Annotated in this window: 16 protein-coding genes; all 16 read right to left on the bottom strand. The window is 52.1% G+C overall.

The window, feature by feature from the left end; translation table 11 throughout:
- Positions 1–17: 17 nt before the first annotated feature.
- Positions 18–965 (bottom strand): hypothetical protein, encoded by a 948-nt coding sequence (locus tag PT964_RS00205; RefSeq protein ID WP_274361289.1) that lies wholly within the window; start codon positions 963–965, stop codon positions 18–20.
- A 15-nt stretch (positions 966–980) separates the two neighbouring features.
- Complete coding sequence (locus PT964_RS00210; RefSeq protein ID WP_274361290.1) at positions 981–2,030, bottom strand: glycosyl hydrolase; 1,050 nt, start codon at positions 2,028–2,030, stop codon at positions 981–983.
- A gap of 19 nt (positions 2,031–2,049) precedes the next feature.
- Positions 2,050–3,051: a carbohydrate ABC transporter permease gene (locus PT964_RS00215; protein ID WP_274361291.1), complete on the bottom strand. Its 1,002-nt coding sequence runs from the start codon at positions 3,049–3,051 to the stop codon at positions 2,050–2,052.
- A gap of 25 nt (positions 3,052–3,076) precedes the next feature.
- Positions 3,077–3,979, bottom strand: coding sequence for a carbohydrate ABC transporter permease (locus PT964_RS00220; RefSeq protein ID WP_274361292.1), 903 nt, complete (start codon positions 3,977–3,979; stop codon positions 3,077–3,079).
- Positions 3,976–6,552: a DUF5696 domain-containing protein gene (locus PT964_RS00225; RefSeq protein WP_274361293.1), complete on the bottom strand. Its 2,577-nt coding sequence runs from the start codon at positions 6,550–6,552 to the stop codon at positions 3,976–3,978. Before PT964_RS00225 ends, PT964_RS00220 begins: the two co-directional genes overlap by 4 nt.
- Positions 6,553–6,566: 14 nt before the next feature.
- Positions 6,567–7,187, bottom strand: coding sequence for a Yip1 family protein (locus PT964_RS00230; protein WP_274361294.1), 621 nt, complete (start codon positions 7,185–7,187; stop codon positions 6,567–6,569).
- Positions 7,177–8,637, bottom strand: coding sequence for an NHL repeat-containing protein (locus PT964_RS00235; protein ID WP_274361295.1), 1,461 nt, complete (start codon positions 8,635–8,637; stop codon positions 7,177–7,179). Before PT964_RS00235 ends, PT964_RS00230 begins: the two co-directional genes overlap by 11 nt.
- A gap of 14 nt (positions 8,638–8,651) precedes the next feature.
- Complete coding sequence (locus PT964_RS00240) at positions 8,652–9,518, bottom strand: carbohydrate ABC transporter permease (RefSeq protein WP_274361296.1); 867 nt, start codon at positions 9,516–9,518, stop codon at positions 8,652–8,654.
- Between the two features lie 2 nt (positions 9,519–9,520).
- Positions 9,521–10,444, bottom strand: coding sequence for a carbohydrate ABC transporter permease (locus tag PT964_RS00245; RefSeq protein ID WP_274361625.1), 924 nt, complete (start codon positions 10,442–10,444; stop codon positions 9,521–9,523).
- Between the two features lie 61 nt (positions 10,445–10,505).
- Positions 10,506–13,430: an extracellular solute-binding protein gene (locus PT964_RS00250; RefSeq protein WP_425262644.1), complete on the bottom strand. Its 2,925-nt coding sequence runs from the start codon at positions 13,428–13,430 to the stop codon at positions 10,506–10,508.
- A 276-nt stretch (positions 13,431–13,706) separates the two neighbouring features.
- Complete coding sequence (locus tag PT964_RS00255) at positions 13,707–15,083, bottom strand: ABC transporter substrate-binding protein (RefSeq protein WP_274361297.1); 1,377 nt, start codon at positions 15,081–15,083, stop codon at positions 13,707–13,709.
- A gap of 388 nt (positions 15,084–15,471) precedes the next feature.
- Positions 15,472–16,497, bottom strand: a complete 1,026-nt coding sequence (locus PT964_RS00260) for a substrate-binding domain-containing protein (protein ID WP_274361298.1) — start codon at positions 16,495–16,497, stop codon at positions 15,472–15,474.
- Between the two features lie 15 nt (positions 16,498–16,512).
- Positions 16,513–17,409, bottom strand: coding sequence for an ATP-binding cassette domain-containing protein (locus PT964_RS00265; protein ID WP_274361299.1), 897 nt, complete (start codon positions 17,407–17,409; stop codon positions 16,513–16,515).
- Between the two features lie 9 nt (positions 17,410–17,418).
- Complete coding sequence (locus tag PT964_RS00270) at positions 17,419–20,301, bottom strand: ABC transporter permease (protein ID WP_274361300.1); 2,883 nt, start codon at positions 20,299–20,301, stop codon at positions 17,419–17,421.
- A 28-nt stretch (positions 20,302–20,329) separates the two neighbouring features.
- Positions 20,330–21,364, bottom strand: coding sequence for an efflux RND transporter periplasmic adaptor subunit (locus PT964_RS00275; RefSeq protein WP_274361301.1), 1,035 nt, complete (start codon positions 21,362–21,364; stop codon positions 20,330–20,332).
- A gap of 253 nt (positions 21,365–21,617) precedes the next feature.
- Positions 21,618–22,676: a LacI family DNA-binding transcriptional regulator gene (locus PT964_RS00280; protein WP_274361302.1), complete on the bottom strand. Its 1,059-nt coding sequence runs from the start codon at positions 22,674–22,676 to the stop codon at positions 21,618–21,620.
- Positions 22,677–22,679 lie beyond the last annotated feature (3 nt).

Raw genomic sequence — 22,679 nt, forward strand, 5'->3', positions numbered from 1 at the left:
TTATCCGGTTCCCCCTTCTATGCTAACGACGCCGCTTCGTACCCTAGCGCAAGCCGGATGCTGCGTTCAAGCGGCGAATGCTCATCGGGGGATTCCCGCCGCAGCTCAAGCTTCTCGCGCAGCGGAGTCGTGCGGTTGCACATGAACCTCGGTACGCGAAGCTTATTTTGGGAGGCGGAATGATACAGGAACGGATGGCACAAAATCGCGTCACCCGGTTCTCCGGTCGTTTCGATCACACGAAGCCGAAAGCCGTTCTCATCGACAGTTACCCGATTCATAAACTTATCGATTCGATACCGGGCCGCTTCCTCCGGCGGCATGCAAAGCTCCTCGCGCTCTTTGTTGGCGCCTGTCAGATCCGCCAACCACGGATGCTCGCGGTTCAGCATGCCGATCGCTTCGTTAAGCTCCAAACCTTCCGGATACCGTTCCAGAAATTTAGCGACTACCTTATGCGAGCCTTCCGCTACGAACGTCCCTCCTCCTTGATGGCGGATGTCGGAGAAGAGACAAAGACAGAGCAATCCTTGCTCGGGGCTATCGATATAATGGCGGAAGTGGATGCCGTCCCAATGCCAGCCGCCGACCGGCACGGTCCACGGTTTGTCTGCATCACGCGAAAAATTGACCGGCCACCACCCGAAGCCGCTTAACGTGTCCGTCTCGCCGTAAACCGTCCGGTTCGCCCAGCGGCCGTGCCCGATTAAATCCTCGATCGCGTCGCCGAGACGCTTGGAGTTGCAGCGCGGGAACGGGCCGTCGGTGTAGTTTTCATTGATTTGCACCATCGGCTGCGTCCAGGTGGAAGGGTCGTTCCGCAGAACGCCTCTCTCCTCCACCTTATTCCACAAATAATCCTGGGCGGCCAACGCGTCCTCGCGCGCAAATGCCTCCTTCAGCATCACCCAGCCGTATTCGATAAAATGTTCAACGTCTTCTGCCGTCAATACGCGATAATTCACTATAATAACCTCCCATTACTTTATGTCGTGCAAAGGATACGACGTCAGATCGGGCAGCTCGTCGCGCGTCACCGTGAAAGGATGCTCGTAAAATTTGAGCAGCATATGACGCTCCGTATATTGCTCGGAGAGCACGGTTCGGCCCGCTTCATCTTGACGGTGCACGAATGTGCCGTACCATGTGCAATTCCACGCCCATAACGCTCCGTCCTCTACACATCGGTCCGGATCCGGAAGCGGCCCGTTTTCCGACAATGCGATAATTTTGTTCGTATTTGTATAGGAAAGAGCTTGTCGGAACCGCTCGACATTCGAGCCGTAATTCCTTTCGGGGGGATAGATGTCTTCCCCGATGATGTCGACAAATTCGTCTCCCGGATACCAGTCTTTATGCTGGCCGTTCCAAACCCAAATCAAGTTATGCAGCCGATGCACGTTCGTCATCCGGTCAAACATCAGCTTCCAAAGCTTGATGCACGGCTCCGGCCCCTTCGCTCCCCACCAAAACCAGCCGCCGGACGCTTCGTGCAGCGGCCGCCAAAGCACCGGCACCCCCGCTTCCCGTAGACGGATTAAGCAAGCCGAAATCGCGTCGATATCCCGGATGAGCAATCCGTATTCCTCGGATGACGGATCATCCATCGCTTTAGCGATATCAAACGTTGTTGCGCTCGTATAAAATCCTCGATGCCAACCGTTGTCGGGCGGGCGGTCGATCAAATGCTTCGGCGCGTTCCAGTGCCAGCAGAAGGTGACGATCCCCCCGTCCCGCCACCATTTCAGCGCCAGCTCCGTATCCGTTCCCTTCGTTCCCCGTTCGACTCTGGACGGAGAATCGTTCATGAAATCAAAGCCGCCTACGGCCGGGTATTTGCCCGTTTCGCGGCGAATCACATCCATCTCCGGGGTCGAGAGAACGCCGATTTGCTGCCCTGTCAGCATACGCCGGCCGTACACGTCGCATAAGTAAGCCATCAATCGCTTGGCGCAATCGTCGGCATTCGGGTTAATCAATTTCGGCTTTACTTGAAACCGATTTTTCCATGCCGCCTTTTGTTGTGTCATCGCTTTGTCTCTCCTTTGATTAACCTACTACCCCCGTACGTTCTACGCTCTCTACGAAGTATCGCTGGACGAACAAGTACATGACGATGAGCGGCGCAATTGCCAGCAATATTCCCGTATCGACAATCATGGCGACATGGTTCGGATCCGCCTTTATCTCGGGGTTTGAAGCGATTCCCAGGATGCCCGGCAAATACTGGCCGACATTGGCGGGAAATGCAGCGATTTTGATCGACATCAAGGCGCTTTCGCTCATGAACAAAGACGTATAGAACGTGTCGTTATACTGCCATACGAAGGCGAACAGCATGACGGTCATCAGTGCGGGAATCGAATTCGGCAGCATAATGCTGAAGAACGTCCTATACCCGCCTGCTCCGTCGATCAGAGCCGATTCTTCGATCTCCTTCGGAAGCCCTCTGAAAAACTGCCGGAAAATATAGATGTACAAGCCGGACTTCAACCCGTTCGCGGTTGCCGACGTAATCATGGACGGCCAATACGTATTGAGCAGGCTGATTCCATCTTTGCCGGTGACGAGCGTAACGATGCCAAGAATGTCAAAGCTGCGGAAATGCAGGTACATCGGCACCATCAACGTGCTCATCGGAATGAGAATCGTCAGAACAACGAGCGTAAACAAAATATTGCTGCCCGGAAACGCAAACCGAGCGAACCCATACCCGGCCAGCGCGCAGGAGGCTGTTTGCAGCAGCGTCATCACGACTACGAACAGCAGCGTATTTCCGAGCAACGACCAATAATCGAGCACCTGGATCGCCAGCTTGAAGTTCTCAAGCGTGAAGTGGACCGGCACCATGTAAATCGTAGGGTTATAGATGTCTTGCTTATCTTTGAACGCAACGGAAATTTTATTTAGCAGCGGGTATACAATGACGAACGAAATCCCTATAACTAGAACGGCTCGGGCGATCGCCCACAACCAGTCGAACGATTTGTTTTTTGTCCTTTGCAGCCGATAAACGAGCATTGCGTTTTGTTTCGTTTTTGATATTTCCATGGTCAATCCCTCCCTTCGACGATTATCAGTTGTAGTAAAACACTCTTCTGGAAATCAGCACTCCGATAACGATGAGAATCACACTGACCACTAAAGTATAAAGCCAGGCCATGGCCGCGCTTAGCCCGAAGTTTTGCGCCTGGAACGCCGTCGAATAAATCGTTTGAGTCACTTTGCTGTTGGAGAATGAATCGATAATCGTGTAAATGACATTTGTCAAAATGAGCGGGCTTACCATCGGAAACGTAATTTTCCAGAACGATTCATACGGCGTCGCTCCTTCAATCTTCGCAACCTCATACATCGCTTGGGGAACCGATTGCAGCGCGGCAAGGAATATTAATATTTGAACCCCCGAACTCCGGATGATTTGATAAATCTGCATGACTCCATCGACGATGTAGTCGATAAACCATCCCGGAAAGCCAGCGTTGTCTAATAGAAACACAAGCGACAGCGTGTCGAAGCCGCTTTGCATCTTGCCGAGCTCCTCCGCAACCTGGGAACTGCCCGTCATGCTGATCAAACCCGACGATTCTGCGGAAGCGATCGCACCCGAAGCCAAAATTACCGGAAGGAAGAAAATCGCTCTGGCAAGCGGCCGCCCTCTAAACTTTTGGTTCAGCAATGCAGCTGAAAACAAGCTGAAAAATAAGATCATCGGCACGCTCCAAGCCATCTGGGTTACGGATTCGGTTAAAATTCGGTTGAAGTTGGCGTCGACGAACAAGGCATCCGTAAAGTTTTTCAGCCCGATAAATTTCAGCTCATACCCGCCCGGCGCAATAATCAGCTCGTTTAAGCTGAAGTTAATCGACTGTACGAGCGGCGCGGCAAACAAAAATATGAAGCCGATGAACCAAGGTAGGATAAAGGAAAACCCGAGAAGCGCTCTTTTATGCGTTAGTGTGATTCTTCTCACCTTCATTGGCTTTCACCGCCTACCGTGAAATTTTGTGCATCGATTCTTGTTCCGTTAACCGTTACCGGCCGGTCCGTATAGTTGATATACAAGGAGATTCCGTTCTCATATTGCACTTCCACCACGCCATTGGCATGACGGATGTGGTTTTCGATTTTCACCCTGCGAAGACCCGAAAGCGTTTCGTTCACTTTTTTGTACATATCGACCGCCTGGTCATACCAAGAAGAGTATTGGGTCGAGTACATCGTATCGTATCGGGTAAATTTCAGCTTTGCCGACGATTCGTTGGACCAGAGGAAATGCGGCGCCGCTCCAAGCTCGATCGATCGCAGCAAATGCGCATGAACGTCTTGCTCATCATTCAAATTGATCGGCGCCCCGGCGTAATCCGCATAACCGTGAACGACCATTTGGTAGAACGGCACTTCCTCATCCGTAATATTGAACATGCTCGTTGAGGTCGGAACGTTGACCAGCTGATCGGCAAAGGGGAGCGCATACGAGTTTCCTCCGGCAATCAGCACATCATCGTATTGCTCCTTCATCTTCTTTAATTGCTCTTCCGCGATCGCTTTGGACGTTTCACGGAAGATGACGCGGTCGACGCGGTAGTCGGCATGCACGAGATCGCCCAAGTCTCGAAGCGAAACCGCATCAATGCCTAATCCCTTGTATCGGTCCATGAATCGGTCCACGTAGTAAGGCAGCTTCGCCGGCGACATTAAATAATAAGTGCCCAAGTCGTAATCCATCGAGTTGAATGCGCGATTGTATGGCGTTCTCATCGCTTCTTCGCGGGTCACAAATCGTGCGGCATCGGCTGCCGGAGAGAAGCCGAGAGTATCCCGGTACACATGCTGGAACGCAACGTCCGGGTAAAGCTTGCCTCCCATCGACTCCAGCTTTCCGGCGAGCGTTTCGAACGCCTTCTTTCCGCCTAGCACTCCGTCTACCTTCACCTTGTCCGGCACTTTATGATTCATTCCGCCGTTGAACCACCCGACATAACGCATGCGGAGGTTGGAAACCCCGTCGGCTTTCAAACGGTCGGCGATGCTGCCGGCATCCTCGAATGACGTCATCGCAATCATGCCGTTATACGGAACGCCGAGAAACGTTTTGCGCTTGTCGACCGCGCCGAGAACGCTAAGGAAAAACGGCATATCGCCTTCCGATTCAAGCGGCTTCAGCTTTCCTTGTTTCTCCAGTGCTTCCCGATAATGCTTAGCCATGCCCGAGTAGCTCGCTTCTTTGCCGGAAAGGAAGCTGTAACGAACTTGGAGGTTTCCTTCATATCGGTTGTCGGTGAGCAATTGAATTTCTTCCACTTTGGTGCCCTTGTAAAGCTCAAGCTCATCCTCGCCGCGAATTGCAAAGCCGGGGTAGACGTTGTTGTAAGAATTGTTGCGCCCGCTAATATCCGCGTTGATGCTCGCAATGGCATCGCCTTGATCGATCACGGCGAACCAAGCGTTGTCGCCGGATTTCAGACCGAATACCGGCAACCGCACCGTTTCGGCTACTTGGCCTCTCCGGCCGCTGTTATCGTTCTCGTCTTCGCCGTATACACGCTGCGCATAAACCTCTTGACCCGTCTTTCCGTTATTTAGATAGATCAAGCTGCCTGTTCCGTCAGGCACGAGCATGTAGCCTTGCTCATCCGTGCCTGCCGCTCCGAAAAATCCGAGTAAACTTATCATGCGGATTCGGTATCCTTGGCTCTCTTCAATTTGTCCGGCGGGAACCGTAACGACGAGCGAGCCCCCGTCCAGCCGAAGCTCAAGCGGAATCGTAAATTTCGGCTTGTTCCCGCCGGCCCCTCCGCCGATTCCGTTCTCATCATTGTCAACCGCGAGGTCCTCTTCCGTATACCCTGCGTTCTCGAATGCTTGGAGCATTCTCTTCAACACAAGCGCTCTTTCGACGGCCGTATCGAGCCGCTCCAGAACGTCCGGGTTCGATTCCAGCGGGTAATACCGGTTCATTACATAATCCGCCGTTGCTTTATCCAGCTTGCTAAGCACCTTTTCCTCCATCCGCTGCTTGCTGATCAGCTTCGGAAGAGCGTCGATGCCGAGCGACAGATCGCCGAGCGTATAGGTAATGCGTATTCCGTTCTCGATGCTCTCCGCTTGAAACTGCCCCCGATTGATGCTTTGCGCGAAGTTCGAGAACGTATAAATCGTCCCCATGGAATTTCTGTACGTAATGACGAGCTGCGATGAGAGCGATTCCTTCTCGAACGGAGACGCCAAGCTGTCTTCATTCCGGTTTTCCGGGTTACTCCGCCAAACTTTACGGCTTTTTTTGTCCATCACGGCAAATTCGGTCGTTTCCGGATGGAAGTAAAGAGCGAGCGCATCATTATCCGCGACAAGCTTCATGCCCGGCACCGCATTCGATGGATCGGGCTTAAACGTCAGCTCCGTCGCCTGTACGGGCTCAGCCGTCCTTTCGATGTAGGAAGCCGTTTGGATTGCCGGAACGCCTTTATTTATATAGTAGATCAATAAGGCAGCGATGCCGGCAACCAGTACGAAAGCCAGTGCCGCATACCATTTTGTCCGTGATCTCAAGTGGGCGGCCTCCTTTACATCCGGAATATAAGTTCGCGGTAAATGTTCAGAATGAAATAATAAATTTGGGTAGCCATACTGAATGCAAGCGTTCCCAAAAATACGACGATTCCCATCGCTATGACGCTAAGCCCCAGCGTAATAACGGTTTTGACTGCGGTATATTGATGAACCGTCATAATGCCGACAAACAGCAGGAATAGGAACCATGTTCCGGCGAAGCTGTTCAACAAGTAATAAAAGGCCGTCTCTTCCTGCGTCATAAACCGGCTGATGTAGGTCAGCGGAATATTGATGATCACGAGCGGCAGCAGCGCATAGCCGGTCGCCATCACAATTTCCTTAAACTTGCCTTCGCCCTCCATGAGTGTCGTTATAGACCAATTGGCGATACAGAACAGGAAGAACGGCAGGACCGTAAATTGAATGTCGTCCAAGCTGTTTAAATTTCGCGGATCGTTGAAATTTACGAGAAACCCTGAAAATTGCCTTTGAAGGATGACGTTCAGAACAAGCAGCGCCAGTATGATAAGGGCGATTCTTACTTTGCCTTTTCCTTCATACTTCAGATCCCAGAATCCGTCGAACGGATGCAGGATGACACGGAACGGAAATTTATAATGCTCAGGCTTCACGATTCGCAGTCCCCCTCATTCTCCATTTCTTAGCGATAAGGAACGCAACAAGAGCGACGGCCAGCACCGTCAGCGTGGACATGAATGTACCGAAGTGCTCCTGCATCACTTCTCTGCGGTATCGCTTGAACGCAACGGAATAGTATTTGCGCTGCATGCCAAGCTCGAAGTATTCGATCGCTTCCTTGTTTTTCTTCTCCATTAGAAGCGATCTGCCGATCCCGAGATAAGCGATGTCATAGTTTGAGTTCAACCGAAGCACTTCTTTCCAAACCTTTACCGCTTCATCGTCATTTCCGTTGTAATGAAGAGTTACTGCGTTGTGAACCGCTTTTCCGAACAATGTCGGACGGTACACGACGACGTTGCCTCTGCCCCGGTCGAGAACGGCGAGCTTTTCGCCGATTCTTTCTACTGCAACCGGCGTATTGAACAATCCGAGCTGTGTTCCCTTTCCGCCGAAAGCGTACAGAAGCTCGCCCTCGTCGTTATACGTAAACAGCCGTCCGCGGTACGAATCGAGCACCGTATACATCCCGCCGCCGATCACTTTGATATCGGTTAGCTTGGACGGGCCCGCGTTGTTTCCGAACTGCCGAAACCGTACGTCGCCCATGTTCGGATAATAGCCGAACCGCTTAATGACGTCCTGGCCAGAAGGATTCAGCCGCTTGATCGGCGTTTGCGTGAACTTATCGATGTTGGTCGAGTAAACAAAGCCCTTATGATCGATGTCGACGCTCGAAAATTCGGTCGGAATAAACAGCTGCATCTGTGAGCGCTGCGCATCCGTCGCAATCCGGCGCCAAAGCTGATCCGCAAAGTTGGACGTCACATTGATCGTACCGACGTAACCTAAAAACAAGCCCTTATCGTCAAACTGCATCAAGCCTTCGAAGACGCCGCGCGCCACTACGAACACCCGGCCCGCTTTGTCTACCGTCAGCTTGACCGGAGCAAACTTAAAGTTGGCGGGCAATATTTCGGATTGCGGTTTCTCAATCGTTTTGACAAATTCGCCTTCGTTCGTCAGAACGATAATCCGGCCGTTATCCGTATCTGCAACATAAATTTGCTTGTTTAATGTTACGAACAGGCCGCCGGGATTATTGAATGCATCTTCCTTGCCGTTGTTGTTGAAGGCCGTAATCGTCCGGACGACGTTCCACTGCTCGTCAGTGACGACAATTCGATTGTTGCCGCTGTCGAGAATATAAATGAACCCGTCCTCCGTTACATACATGTCATTCGGATTTTTGAAGCTTCCGACCCCCAAATCGTTGCCCGATACGGAGCGGTCCGGCAAGAACGGCGCCGGAAGCGGAACCGCATCCCGATAAAAATTGTAAGTATACGCCTCGTAAGGCGCTCCGGCGTAGACGATCGGAACGGAGGATGCCGCAGCAACGGTAACGATCGCCATCATGAGAAGCCATTTCTTCAGTTTCACGTCTCTCCCCCCCCCTAATCTTTCATGCCGGACGTAGCCATCGTTTCGATGATCCGGCTTTGAGAGAAGATGAACAGCGTAATCGGCACGCTCATTAATATTAACGCCACGGCGGCGCCGACGCCGGCACGGGCAATTCCGCCTTGTATGATCTGGTTTGACGCGAAGTGAAGCGTCTTCAACTGCTCGCTGTAGATGAAGCCGTTGCCGTCGGTCCCCCATAGCAATTGAAACAGAAGAATGATCAGCGTCAGCCAAGCCGGCTTCACGTTCGGCATCACAACCTGCCAAAATATCCGATATTCGGAAGCCCCGTCGATCTTGGCCGCCTCGAGCAGCGCATCCGGAATTTGCTCCATGAACTGCTTCATGAGGTACAGTCCGAGCGGGAATGCGAAGGCAGGAACGATCACCGCCCAATAGGTGTCGATAAAGCCGAGCCAGGACATGATCATATAGTTCGGAATGGCCGTGACGGCCGGAGTGAACATGAGGGATAAGACGACCGTCGTGAACATGATTTTCTTGCCCGGAAAGTGGTGTTTGGCGAGCGGAAACGCGGCCGCGGAAGCTAAGGTGACGTGACCGAGTATGCCCATGCCGGTAATAAATACCGTGTTGAAAATGTATCGCGAAAACGGTACCCAGGAGTTGCCGAGCAATGTCATGAGATCCGCGAAGTTGGAAAGGGTAGGGTTGCGTACAAACAGCGTCGGCGGAAACAAAAATATTTCGTCGAGCGGCTTGAACGCCGCATTTATCGCATATACGAGCGGAAGCGCCATGAACGCGCCGACGAACGCCAGAAACGCGAACATCGAAAAGCTTCCCATGGAAGAGCGGTTCACGCGTTTTTTGCGAAGCTGGAATGTAAAATTCATCGCTATTCCCCCACCCTCCGCAGAAGTCGTTGAATGATCAGGTTCGAACCGACCATGATCGTAAAGAGCACGGTTGCGATCGCCGAAGCGAAGCCCATCTCGAAGCGGATCGTTCCGAAATCGATCAAATGCGTAACGATCGTCTCAGCCGCATAGTTGACGCTCGGAAATCCGGCCAAGTTGATCGATACGTCCGCCACCGCGAACGACGTCGTCAGCTGAATGACCGCGCCGAACATCAGCTGCGGCTTCATCGAAGGCAGCGTAATAAACCAAAGCTCCTGCCAGCGATTTTTGACGCCGTCCACGGCGCCCGCTTCATACAGCGTCTTATCGACGGTTTGCAAGCCGGCGATAAACGCGAGGAATCCGGTTCCGAGACTTAACCACAGCTGTACGAGAATAATGATGCCTAGAATGTAAGCCTCCGTTTTCAGCCACTGAATCGGTTCCAGAATGATCGAAAGCCGAATCAATAAACCGTTGATGATACCGTATCTGTCGCCGGAAAATATCATTTGCCATATAAAATAGACGTTTCCCGAAATGGAAGGCGCATAAAATACAAGTGTCATGAATGCGCGCATCTTCGGACGCAAATCGTTGATGATCCAGGCGAACAGAAAGCAAGCCAAATAGCTGACCGGTCCGGTGATCGCGGCGAACAACAAGGTGTTCTTGACGGCGATCAAGAAAATATCGTCCTCCAGAAACAACCTTGAATAATTTTGCCAACCGATAAATTTCGGGAATTCCAGCATGTTGAAATAAGTGAAGCTGATCAGAATCGACATAATGACCGGCAGCACCGTAAACATAGCGAACAGCAGCATATAAGGCGCCAAAAGAACATAAGAATGTTTATTTGCTTTAATGGCCTGCCTTTTTATCTCCCACCACGTCTCCTTGCGGACGACGGGCTTCAAGGCTGAAGCGGCCGGGTTCGGTTGATTTGGAATGACTTCAGGCACTTGCGTTTCCCTCCCTTTATTCCGGCAGGCCGAATTCTTTTCGCTTCGCGCGAATTTCTTCCTGAATGTATTGAACGTAATCCACAATCGCTTCCCTTGGCTCCGTCTGTGCGTTCACAACCACTTTATAAAAAGCGTTGCTCAAATGACGGCCTGTGAAATATCCGCCCGGCACTTCGGGTATGCCTCGCACCCATTCGAACTGCGCTTTCAAATTTTCGTAATCGGTAACAGGCCACGGCAAGCTGTCCAGCGCCTCAATATTCGCCGTAGGATAGCGCGCCGCCGCTCCCATTAAGCTTTCCATCTCCCGGCCGAATTTGGTCTGCGTTTGACTGTCGGTCCACCATTTCATGAATTCCCACGCAGCTTCCTTATCCTTGGCGTTGTTAAGCATAAGCGTTCCGCTTCCGCCGCTCGGCGCTTCCCGGCGAATCGTTCCGTCGGGCTGCATCGTGCCCGGAACCGGAGCGAAGCCCCACATGCCGCGAATTTCCGGAGCAAAGACGGACAACTGGTTATAGGCCGTATAATCCGCGATTCCGATCGGCATTTGTCCGGTTCTGAAGCGGTTCGGGAAATCGAACTCTCTTTCCAGCTTGTAATCCGTGTAAAACTCGGTCCACGTCTTGAACGTTTCAATGCCGATGCGGGAATCCAGATCGGATTCTTTACCGCCGTTGCGATAAAATTGTCCTCCGTTCTGCATGAGCAGCATGGCGTAAACCGAGTTAGGAGGAATATTTTCGCCCGGGTACGACGGCTGGATCACGAGCGGCAAACCGAATTCCATATGGTTCTTATTCAAGATGGCGAGCAGATTGGAAACGTCGTCCCACGTATTAGGGACGGTCAATCCCAATTCGTTCAATACGTCCTTTCGGTAAAAGAGCATGTTGAAGGTCTGCGTCTCGGGCAACGCGTATACGCCTTTCTCGTACGTATACGGTACGAGAGCGCTCGGCCTGAACCGCTTGGCGACGTCCTCGAAATCGGCGAATTGGGTCAGGTCTGCGGCAGCGTTCCGCATCGCATAGTTGACCGGAATATCGTTGCCGATCTGCATCGCGACGTCGGGTCCTTGCCCTGCAAGAGTCGCCGGCAGCAGCGTGCTCATCTGTACAAGCTTCAAATTGACGTTAATGCCTGTCTCCGGCGTGAACGTTTCGTCGATCATCGCCTTCAGCGTGTTCGCCTGATCGCGTCCGCTTCCGATCCATACCGTTATCGACCGTTTATTTTCATTGCCGGATACGTTGCCGATCTGGTTGTAATCGATAATGAACGAGTAAAAAAAGGTTACGATCTCATGTTTCAGCTCCGCAAAGAAGCCCATGCCGGCCTTTGGCAGCTTTTGGTCCGGTGAAGCGATGTATATCGCATCGATCTCCAGCGGCATCTCACGGGCATCCAGAAGCCAAGTGCCGAGACCGCCGGTATTTGTCTTATAGGAACCTAGGCGTCTCGGAATCGTATCAGGCTCGTCGATCATCTCTTGCAGCTGAATCGCCATCGTTTTTAAAAGCGCTTCCGAATCGCTGCTTCCGCCCGACAATTTGCGAAGCTCCGCGCTCACTGCGTTAAGGCGCTTGCTCTCCGCCGCGAACGTTTCGAGCAAGTTCGGAATTTGCTGCTCTACGCGATAATCTCTGAGCTGGTCCGGCGCTGCGCCGGTTATCATTAAAATTTTGCGGTACATCGAGTTGAGGTTGAACAAGCTTTCCTCCACCTCGCGAATTAACGGAGCGAATTCTCCAAGGCTCGCTTCCATCCGCAAAATGTGCTTGCCTTTCTCCAATTCGAACAAGAACGGCTCTTCCCCGCCCATCACATCCATACGGTAACCGTTCTTGAATGTAAACGGCACCCGCTCCATTTCCTTGAACGGCACTTGGCCGTCAATCGTCAGCTTGCGGGTCGAGTAGATGCCTCTAACAAAGTTTTGCTGCGATTTAAAAGCAATTTTATAAAGGCCCGTTTCGGGAACTTCAAACTCCCATTCGATCCATTGTCCCGGAATACGCCAGTTGTAGCCGCCGATCGTATTCACCTTGGTAAGCGAAGGGCTGTACGGATAAACCGCCGGCGAGGAGCGCTCGGTTTGCGGATACAAGGTCGGCGACGACTTTGCGACGGCGTCTTCGCCCTGAACCGTAATGAATACGTCCTTCGCCTCCTTAAGCCCCTTCTCTTGATAGCGCTTTACTGTCTCTGCATACGGTTCCGGGGCCTTGTATTGAAACAGCTTCAATTGACCGATGACCATCGGCTCCCGTTGCGATACGAGAGTAATCTTATGGGTTCCGGCCGTGAAGTAAAATTGGAACGGTTCCTCGTAATACCCTTCATAATCTTTAAACATCATCTCCCGCCAGGCAGGTTTCTCAACCTGCTGCGGACGAAGGTCGTTGCCGCGGTTATCTTGTTTTACTTCCTCCTGCTCGTTGTCCCAAATTCGGTCGAATTGCAAGTAAGCCGCTTCCTCGAACGGCACTTCACCGTCAATCAACAACGAGCGTTCGATGCTTGAGCTTTTTCCGGCAACCGGATAATAAAGCATCGAAATGTGGTACAACCCGCTTTCCGGCACAGTGACGGTCCATTCCACAGTCCCCTTCTCGCCCGTCAGCAGGGAATCGCCTTCCCTTCCTTCGAAATTGCTGACAATTTCAAACGCATCCCCCTCCATGGCGGAAAACCGGGAAGCGTCAATAACAATTTCATGATCAGAAGGGGAAGCGCTTTCAAACTGGGCGATGTAGTCCGAATAACCGTGACGATCCAGCAGCATTTCGAATAACGCGTCGGCTTGCGCTTCCGTTTCGTATACTGTTGCTTCACTTTCGGCTCGCGTCAGGGGTCCGGATCCCAATAGCCCGACAAGCATCGAAATGCTCATCGCTGATAACGCCAATGTCCTGAGCCGTGTTTTTGTTCTCACTGTCAGCCCCCCTAAGAACTATGCGGCAATTGTGCAGGCTTACCCGCCATTGAAAATATTCGCCAAACATTTCCGCAGGCACTCGATGAAGAGCAAATATTTGTAAAGTGATCGTAACATCGAACCAAACAACAGTCAATAATTTATCCAAAAATGTTAGGCTATATGTTTTTCTTTTTGTTATTTTGTTTTATTGCAAACTACCTTTATCGTTATAAATAAGACAGGGTGCACCGGTATGCTCGGTACACCCCTTCCCTTCCAATGCTTGTAGTCTTACTTAATACCGGCCACTGCGGCTTCAGCTTTTTGTTTATTGCCTTCTACCGCTGCAGTTACGGATTTGTTCTGTACGATAATTTCATCCATGATGGTATAGAACGGATATTCAGGCACGCTTTCTTCGATCGCAACCAAGCCCGTTCCGTTAATGTGCTCGAGCGCCATCTTGATGTCCTCTTCCGTCTTATAACGGGACTCCAGCCAGTCTTGGCCCATGTATTCTTCCGTCGGAGGCAGGTCGCGCATTTCTTCAAAAATTTGATACACGACTTGAGGATCTTTTACGCCCTTCGGAATAAACCAGCCGTTGAGGTCCGGTCTGGCATGAGTAAATTTCGGGTCGCCCGATGGTCCGAGCGGAACAGGAACGACGCCCGGTTCGAACGTTAGGTCGCCGATATTCCAGTCATAAGTAATGAACATGGCGACGTCGCCGTCTTTAAACGTGTTCGATTCGTTCCAATCCATCTTGTTTCCTGTTTTCACTTTCGTTACGTTCTCAACGTTAAAGAGGCGGTTAACGAACTCGAGCGCTTCGATCATTCTCGGATCGTTGGACATATCCTCCAGCGTGTCCGGGTTCACGAAGGAAACTCCGTTGGCGGCGGCGAAGTGGCGGGCTACGTCGGCAGGCCAGCCGGCGAAGCCGTAGGTGTCGAGTTTGCCGTCGTTGTCGGTGTCACGTGTTGCCAGCTTTGCCACATCCATGAATTTCTCCCAAGTCCATTCGCCGTTGTTATACAGCTCTTGAAGATCCGGAAGACCCAGCTTCTTGAACAGGTCGCGGTTATAGTGAAGTCCTACGACCGAGACGCCCGGCGTGGTGAAGCCGTAATCAACGCCTCCGATCGCCGGCAGCGGCTTTGCGAGCCTCTGTTCGTTGTTGATGTCGCTGGTCGGCTTTGTGAACTCGCTTAACGGAAGCATCTGACCCTGCTGAATCGGTACGATCGCCCGCTTTAATTCGTAAATCAATACGTCTGCGAAAGGCTCGCCCGCAAGCACGGTAGTCGTAAATTTGTCCCAGTACTCATCCCACGGAACGTTAAGGAATTCGAATTTAAAGTTGTATTTTTTCTCCAGCTCGGCATATTTCTCAAGCGCCGCTTTCTCGCCGGCCGTGTTGCCTGCCGGCTTCAGATCCCACCATGCCGCCATGCGGATCGTACGTCCGCCGAGGTCCATAGCCGGGGGCTCATCGGCCGGAGGTTCTTCTTCCGCAACATTGGAGCCTGAATCGTCAGCAGGGGTTTCGGTGGTCGTTCCATTGTCGTCGGCATTATTCTTGCTGCCGCCTCCGCCTCCAGCACAAGCTGTAAGCGCAAGCATAAACACAATCAGAAGAATTGAAAGCACTTTCATGTTCTTCATTGCCAAACCTCCCGTTTTTTTAATACCGGACTTTCGGACTGGTTTTGTCTTCACAACCGATTCCTCTCCGGTCAAATCCCCCAAGAAACCGCTTACAAACTTTCGTTAACAAGTCCTCGAAAAGCCCGCATCACCACCGCTGTATAGTTTATAAATACTAACATTTGCCGATTTCAAAACAATCATAGCACCCAAAAATAGACACCGTCAATTACATTTTGCTAAAAATTATGATTTTGTTTTTATATTTTGTTATCAACCATCATCAAGTCTAGTTCGTTAATCTACTAAAATTTATGAACAAATGGTGGTTTAACGAAGTTTGTTAGCCTAACGTAAATGTTCGACAAAAACTTCAATAATCCGATAGTATTTGCCATGTTCCGGATCATTGCCGTCCTGTTTGCACAATAAGTCTAAGGGTATGCTCTTCCCTAACGACGATTTCGCTGCTTATCTGCTTACGCTCGTAAGGAGATTTCCGGTTATCGATCCGCCAAATCAATTGATCGACGGCCCGCATCCCGATCACTTCCTTGTTGACGTTAGCCGTCGCTAAAATCGGATGCGTATGGATCGTATTATCGAACCCGGTCACGGCGCAGCGATCGGGAATTTCCAGTCCTCGCTTGCGAAGCTCATCGATCAAGTTCGACGCAATAGAGTCGTTCACGCATACGAATACTTCCGGCAACGGATCTAACGACACATTCGGGATGAGCTTATACATATCGTCCGCTAACGGTCCGATCAGCATCGGATCCTGGTTATGCTCGACCCCATGCTCCTCGAGAGCCGTCTTGAAGGCGAGCCACCGATCGTAAAAGCTCCGCGCGTCGCGAATGCTGCCGATGAATTGATATTTCCGAAAGCCCTTGCTGATCAGCTTGACCATAATCTCCCGCATGCTGTTGAAATTGTCGGAGAACACGGTATCGCAATGAAATGCCGGGTCCTCATGGTCGACCATAACGACCGGGATGTTCAGCTTTCTGATGTCCAGCAATATTTGCGTGGAAATGTAGCCGATCGTAATGATTCCACGGATGGCTTCCGGCTTCAGCACGGAAAAAAAGTGATCTCCCGAAGGCTCGGTTAACGTGATGATATCTTGCCCCATCTGGTTCAGCCGGTTGGAGATCCCGTCGAAGACCGGTCCCCAATATATCGATTCTTTGTTTTGATACCGTATGTTCGGAAACAGCACGACAATCGTTCCGGAACTGTTGGCGTCCGCCGATTCTTGTCCCGCCAACGCGTTGTTTCTAAAGTAACCTAACTGACCTGCAGTTCTCAGTATCATTTCTCTTGTCTGTGCGCTAACGCCCGACTTGCCGGTCAACGCTCGCGAAACGGCAAATTTGGAAACTCCCGCAAGCTCGGCAATCTCCTGAATGGTCACTTTTCTCCTCATGCGTATCATCCTCGATTACCGTTTTGATTTTCGCATCTGCGACTGCGTCGGAAGAAGCACGATCCGATCCTCTTCCAATCTGAGAAGCACTTTGTCCGCATCTTTGGCTCCGACCGCTTCCAAATACGACTCCGGCACTTGAATTCTGCCGGACCTGTCCATTACTGCGTATTCGATATGGGTATCTTCTTCGGCATCCGGTTCGTCCGCCGCCGAAGCTTCATCGGCCGAAACCATGCGAATGTACTCGCTGGATGTCATTCCGTCCCGGATGGACACAACGCGCTTTACTTGCTTTGCAAGCGACAGATCGTGAGTAACGATGACGATCGTTAACCCCATCTCGGAGTTCAGCTTATTTAGCAGCTCCATAATTTGGGCCGATGTGCGGGTATCCAGCGCCCCCGTCGGTTCGTCCGCGAGCAGCAGCTTGGGGCGGTTCGCAAGCGCGATGGCAATGGCGACGCGCTGCTGCTCGCCGCCGGACAGCTGCTCGAGCGTATTGCCCGCACGGTGTCCCAAGCCGACGGCGTCGAGCAGCTCCAGCGCGCGCAGCCGCTTCGAACGGCTGTCGTGCAGCAGCATCGGAATTTCGACATTTTCGCGTGCCGTTAAATAAGGGATCAAATTGCGAGCTTTATTTTGCCAAACGAAACCGACCGTCTCCCGCTTGTAAACCGTCAAATCCTTATCGCTCATCTTCAACATATTTTTGCCGTCGATGACGAGCTGCCCGGCGGTCGGACGATCGAGACCTCCTAACATATTGAGCAGAGTCGACTTCCCGCTGCCGGAGCTGCCGATAATCGCCATCATTTCCCCGCGATCGACAATCAGATTCAGCCCCTGCAGCGCGACGACTTCAATGTCCGCCGCTTTGTAGATCTTGACCAGATTTTCGCACGTAATCACGTCTTTAGCTCAGTCCTCCCCCAGTTTGACGGCCTGATAAACGTTCATCCGCTTCAGAAGCCAAGCTAACAGGAGCAATGCCGCCGCCAGCATGAACAAGGCTGCGGCCGCGAGGTTCGTTACATCGCCGGCGTCGGATACAACCTCAAACGGCGGCACGATCTTGCCCGGGTCGAACGAGAGCTGAAACAGCGGCACGAAGATGCGTCCTGCCGCAAGACCCGTCGCTATGCCGATAGCGAAGCCGGCTCCTGTCGTCAGCAGCTGTTCAAGAAACAGCATTCCGAGAAGCTGACGGAACGAAACGCCCATCGCACGGAATATGCCCAGCTGAAGCATGCGCCCTTGAAGCGATAACATCCAGAACAGCAGAAATCCGATAAAGCTGACGATGAGCGATACGATAAACCCGAGGCTCATGACGCCGTTAATGGCCATTCGGAACGGGTCGGCCCGGCTCTCCTCGATCATCCCGTACGTATCTTCGAATCGTTCGAACGTGACGCCTCGTTCCGCGGCGGCATCCAACAACGATTGTCGCGCATCGTAGGACGTCAGTTTTACCCAAACGTCGTAAGGCTCAAGCGCAAGCTCGTTTTGAACGGTATCCAAGTGGGCAACGACAAGCATCGGCGGTACGTTCGTACGGCGTTCGTTTGCGGTCTCCGCCGCAGGATTCGGATTAAAGGTCGGGAAATAATCAACGATGCCGAACACCGTCACTCTGGTAGGCCGAATCCCTTCCCAGCCGATATCCAGTATATCCCCCGCTTTAACTTCAAGCTGCTTGGCAAGCGTTGAAGAAACAAGCGCCGCATGAGTGTCGGGCGCTATAAGATTCAGATAGTCGTAGAAATGATACGGAAGCAGCCCGTCTTTCATCCAAGCAGCTCGCCCGAATGCGTCGGTATCTATGCCCATCAGTGTAACGGATGCGCTCTTATTGCCCGCCCACAGCTCGGCATCCTCCTTGACGAAGACGCGAGCGGCGTCTTGTACTCCCGGAAGCGATTCGATCGCCTCGAACGGCGGCTCCAAATAACTGATCCGATCCGCCGCGCCGGTTGCGGCTCCGCTTTGCGGCGGACCTCCCATCGGGGCGGATACTTGAGCCGGCGCGTCGTTCACCCAATGCTGCCGCAGGACGATATCGCTCCCTCCGGAATACCATATTTGGTCCTCCATATTGCCGTTGATCGTCCTTGCGGTGCTTGCATTGTATATTCCCGTACCGATCGTAAGAATGAAAAATACCATCATTCCGTGGTAAAAATGGCTTCGGCGGCTTACGAGCAATAAAGTCGAATAGTTCCCGGGAGACCACCGGCTGCGTCCGATCCAATACACAAGACGGACTAACAGCGGGTAGATGCGGATCAGGAGCAGCCCCGCCCCAAGAATGAACAGCGAAGGCACCGCGTATAAAAGCGGATCGGAAGACAGCATCTTGCCGTCAAGCCCGAGCTTGATCAAATCCGTCATTCGCTGCCGGTATGTATAGAGACCGTACAGCGCCAATGCAATGAGCACGATATCGATTCCGAACGTCTGCCAGAACGGCCGTTTCATCTCCCGCGCTTTCTGCCGCTTCTGGTCGACGATCGTCGCCCTCGTCGCAACAACGACCGGAACCAAATTAAGCACCCAAGAGGCGATGACCGCGATCAGGGCGTACATCCAGCTTTCCGAGGTGATCTCAACGCGCAGCGAACCGCGGTTGACGAAATTCATGAACGTGCTCGTTGATCCGAGCACGCGTGTAAACACGGCGCCGAGCCAAGGCCCGGCCGCAAAAGCGGCCAACGCGAGCAGCCCGAATTCAAGAGCATACACGGACACGACATGACGTCTCGACGCTCCGCGGCTGCGAAGCACCGCAATCTCGCCTTTCTGCCGCTCGACAAGCATACCGGTCACCATATAAAGATAAAACGCAATTAAAAGAAATAACGGCACGTTCAGCGACCATAACAAGTTCCGAAGCGTGTGTTCCCGATCCCCGTACGCCTTCATCGCCGAATCTCCGGGAATCCAGATCGATGTGCTGACCAAGTAGTTATATCCGCCCAGCATGTCGGCAGCCATATTCGCTTTCATATACAGCATTTTCGACGCCGCTTGCAGATCGATCTCCGTATAATCGGCAACGAACTGGCCTCCGACCTTGCTTAACGTTATCGGTCCGTCATGCAGCAGCTCTTGCGCAAACAAGCGTTCGTTTATGAACAATGCGTTTCGTTCCGCCTGAATGCCGCCGCGGTTCCAGTAGACGTCCGACAGATCGTTCTCCGAAATGACCGCAACCGGCTTGATCCGGATTTCGGCGGAGACGAACGGATCGTCAATAATGAACTCCTGGTCCAGCAGCATATTCAACTCTACTAATGCATTGTCGGTTACCATGACCTCATACACACCGTCGACCGGCTTATCGGACGGCAGCCGGCCGTCCACGATTCGTACGTGATCTTCCAAACCCGAACGCATGGCGAATTTCGCGGATCTCTTGTAGTTCGGATTGATGCGCGTCGGATCGGCAGGCGATAGATTGAACCGAACCGTTTCATATATCCGTTGATCCGACACGGAGAAAAAATCGCCGGAATTCACGATACGATTCGACCAATATCGCTCAAAGCGTTCGACGATGTTCCGCTGCTCGCCCGGGACGGATGTGCGCATCGTAATATCCGCGGAGATAACGCCGGGATGATGACCGGTCGAAGCGTAGCTCCGTTCCAAATCCTTCACCAGCATATAGCGGAGTACGGCGTCTTTATATATAGGCATGCTGGAGGTCAATGCGATGCAAAAAAGCATGCCTGTAAACAAACTGGCGACAAGCCACCGGTTTTTGGCCATTTTGCGAAGCAGCATAATGAGAACGGACATACGCATCCCCTCGTTTTTTCCGTCGGCTTTATTGAAGAATGACTTTCATTCCGGCATCGAGTCCGCTTATGACTTCGATTTCCGTCGCATTCTCAAGCCCGGTTTCTACGTCGATTTCTCTTCTTTTTTCGCCATCCATAATTTGCACGAACGTTCGTCCGAAATAGCTGCGGATGCCTCGTTTAGGCAGAACGATCACGTTCTCGCGTTTGGCAACCGTTACGGCCACATCTGCCAATGCACCAAGCTCCGCATCCGGCGGAAGCTCGGACAATTCAATATAAATCGTCTTCGCATATTCATCGCGAAGGCGAGCATCCTCTGTCGCCGGAGCCGATCTCGGTGTTTGAGTGACTTTTCCTTCGTATGTTTTCCCTTTGAAATCGATTTTCGCGTCCATGCCTACGGTAACGTCCGCCATTACCGGATTTCCGCTGGCGTTCAATGCGAGTCTCATACCTTCCGGATCCGCAATCGCGACTAACGGCCGGCCCGCTTCCACCCAATCGCCCGGCTTCAGCTCGGCAACGAACGTTACAATGCCGTCGATTTGTGCCCGTAGAACGGCCTTCTCCGCTTTTGCCTTCGTCTTGTCGAACAGCAGCTTCGCCAGCTCGAAGTCGAGCTTCGCGATCCGGAGCGTACGATCGTCGCCGAGCTTTGCCGCATCCTCCAGCGCTGCCTTTTTCCTTTCGTATTCCAACTCCCGCTGAAGCAGCTCGACATCGATATCCCCGTTGTTTAACACTAGGAGAACATCGCCTTTCTTAACGGTATTTCCTGCCCAAACATTGACGGATTCGATGTTCCCGCTCCCTGCAAGCGGATGATAGCTGATTCGTGTCGGTACGAAATAAGCGGACCCGGAAATTTGCCGGATAATGCTCCCTACCTTCGCATCGACGGTTCTTGCGGTCGCTTGGGCCGGTTTGACGAGCGGCGGTTTCAGCGGACCTTTTTCTTCCGGGAGCAGGCTGCAGCCGCCGGAGAAGGCGCATGCGGCGATCAACGCGCCGAGGGCGGTCACACGTCCGAAAGACAAATGAAACGCTTTTTGCCTCATAGGCTTCTTCCTCCATTGCAAGTTGTCATCGGCCGTCTAAGTGATCCGAATCCATAATGCGCGAATGCGCCATAAGAGGCGCTTGCGCTATACTGCGCTGCTTGGCCGCAAAATGTATACGCTTTCAATTGATATCATAACAAAACATTGGCAGTTAGCAAATAAAAAAATAAAAAAAGTGATTTTTGTTATTTAAAGGTTTGGTACGAGCCATTAAAGCGCGCAAAAAAAGCCGCGGTTTGTTATCCACGGCTTAGCGATTGTTTTTTATTGCCGGAAGCGACGTTGATTCGCGAAACACGATTTCTGCAGGCAAAAATATTTTCTCCGGCGGGGTTCTTTCATAGCGGGTTCTCCATATCATCATTTGGACCGCCCGTATTCCTAACCATTGCTTCGGGACGTTCACCGTCGTTAGCTTCGGAGAAACCTTCGCGGACTCAACAATGTTGTCGAATCCCGTAACCGAGCAGTCTGACGGAGCGTTCAATCCAAGCTGCCGCATCGCCTCAATCGTCATCATTGCATATTTATCGCAAGCGCATACGAACACGCTGGGCAGTTCTTTCCGCTCCATTAACCCGGATACTGCCTCGACCAGTTCTTCCGGTCTATGGAAGCTGTTTTCGGTTAACCGGAGCAGCCGTTGATCGGGCGAAAACGGTATACCGTGATCATCCAAAGCGGCGCGAAATCCTAACCACCGGTCGTAAAAGCTTTTGGCAAAATGAATATCTCCGACGAATTGGAACGATCCGTGCCCGAGGCCGATCAGCTGATCGGTCAACTGGCGAACGGCATCGAAATTGTTTACAAATAAACAATCCGCTTCGACCTCGGAAGGTTCATTATCGATGCATACGATCGGTATCCCCCATTGCCCGAGCTCCGCAAGCAGCGTATTGCTTACGGGACCGACGCTGATGATTCCGTCCATATTGGCCGTATTAATAATTCTTAGCGCGCTGTCGCCGCTAATTTCCGTTAGTGCGACCATATCCAACCCGTTAGCCTTCAGCTCTTGCGTAACTCCTTCCACGATCGGTGCCCAGTACGATGACTCCTGCGTCTGGTACCGTATATCGGGAAATAGAACGACAATGACTCCGGACGACGCTGTTTTCGGTTTGATCGGCATCTGTTCGGGTTTTCCGGGTTTTTGGGAGAAGTATCCCAGTTCATTGGCAGCTTTATAAATTCGTTCCCTAGTATCTTCGCTTACCCCGGTTTTCCCCGAGAGAGCTTTGGAGACGGCAAATTTCGAAACTCCAAGATAGTCGGCTATTTGCTGCATCGTCACTTTTTTCGCCAACGC

This window comes from Paenibacillus thermotolerans, from assembly GCF_028745515.1.
In the GTDB taxonomy this organism is placed as follows: domain Bacteria; phylum Bacillota; class Bacilli; order Paenibacillales; family YIM-B00363; genus Paenibacillus_AE; species Paenibacillus_AE thermotolerans.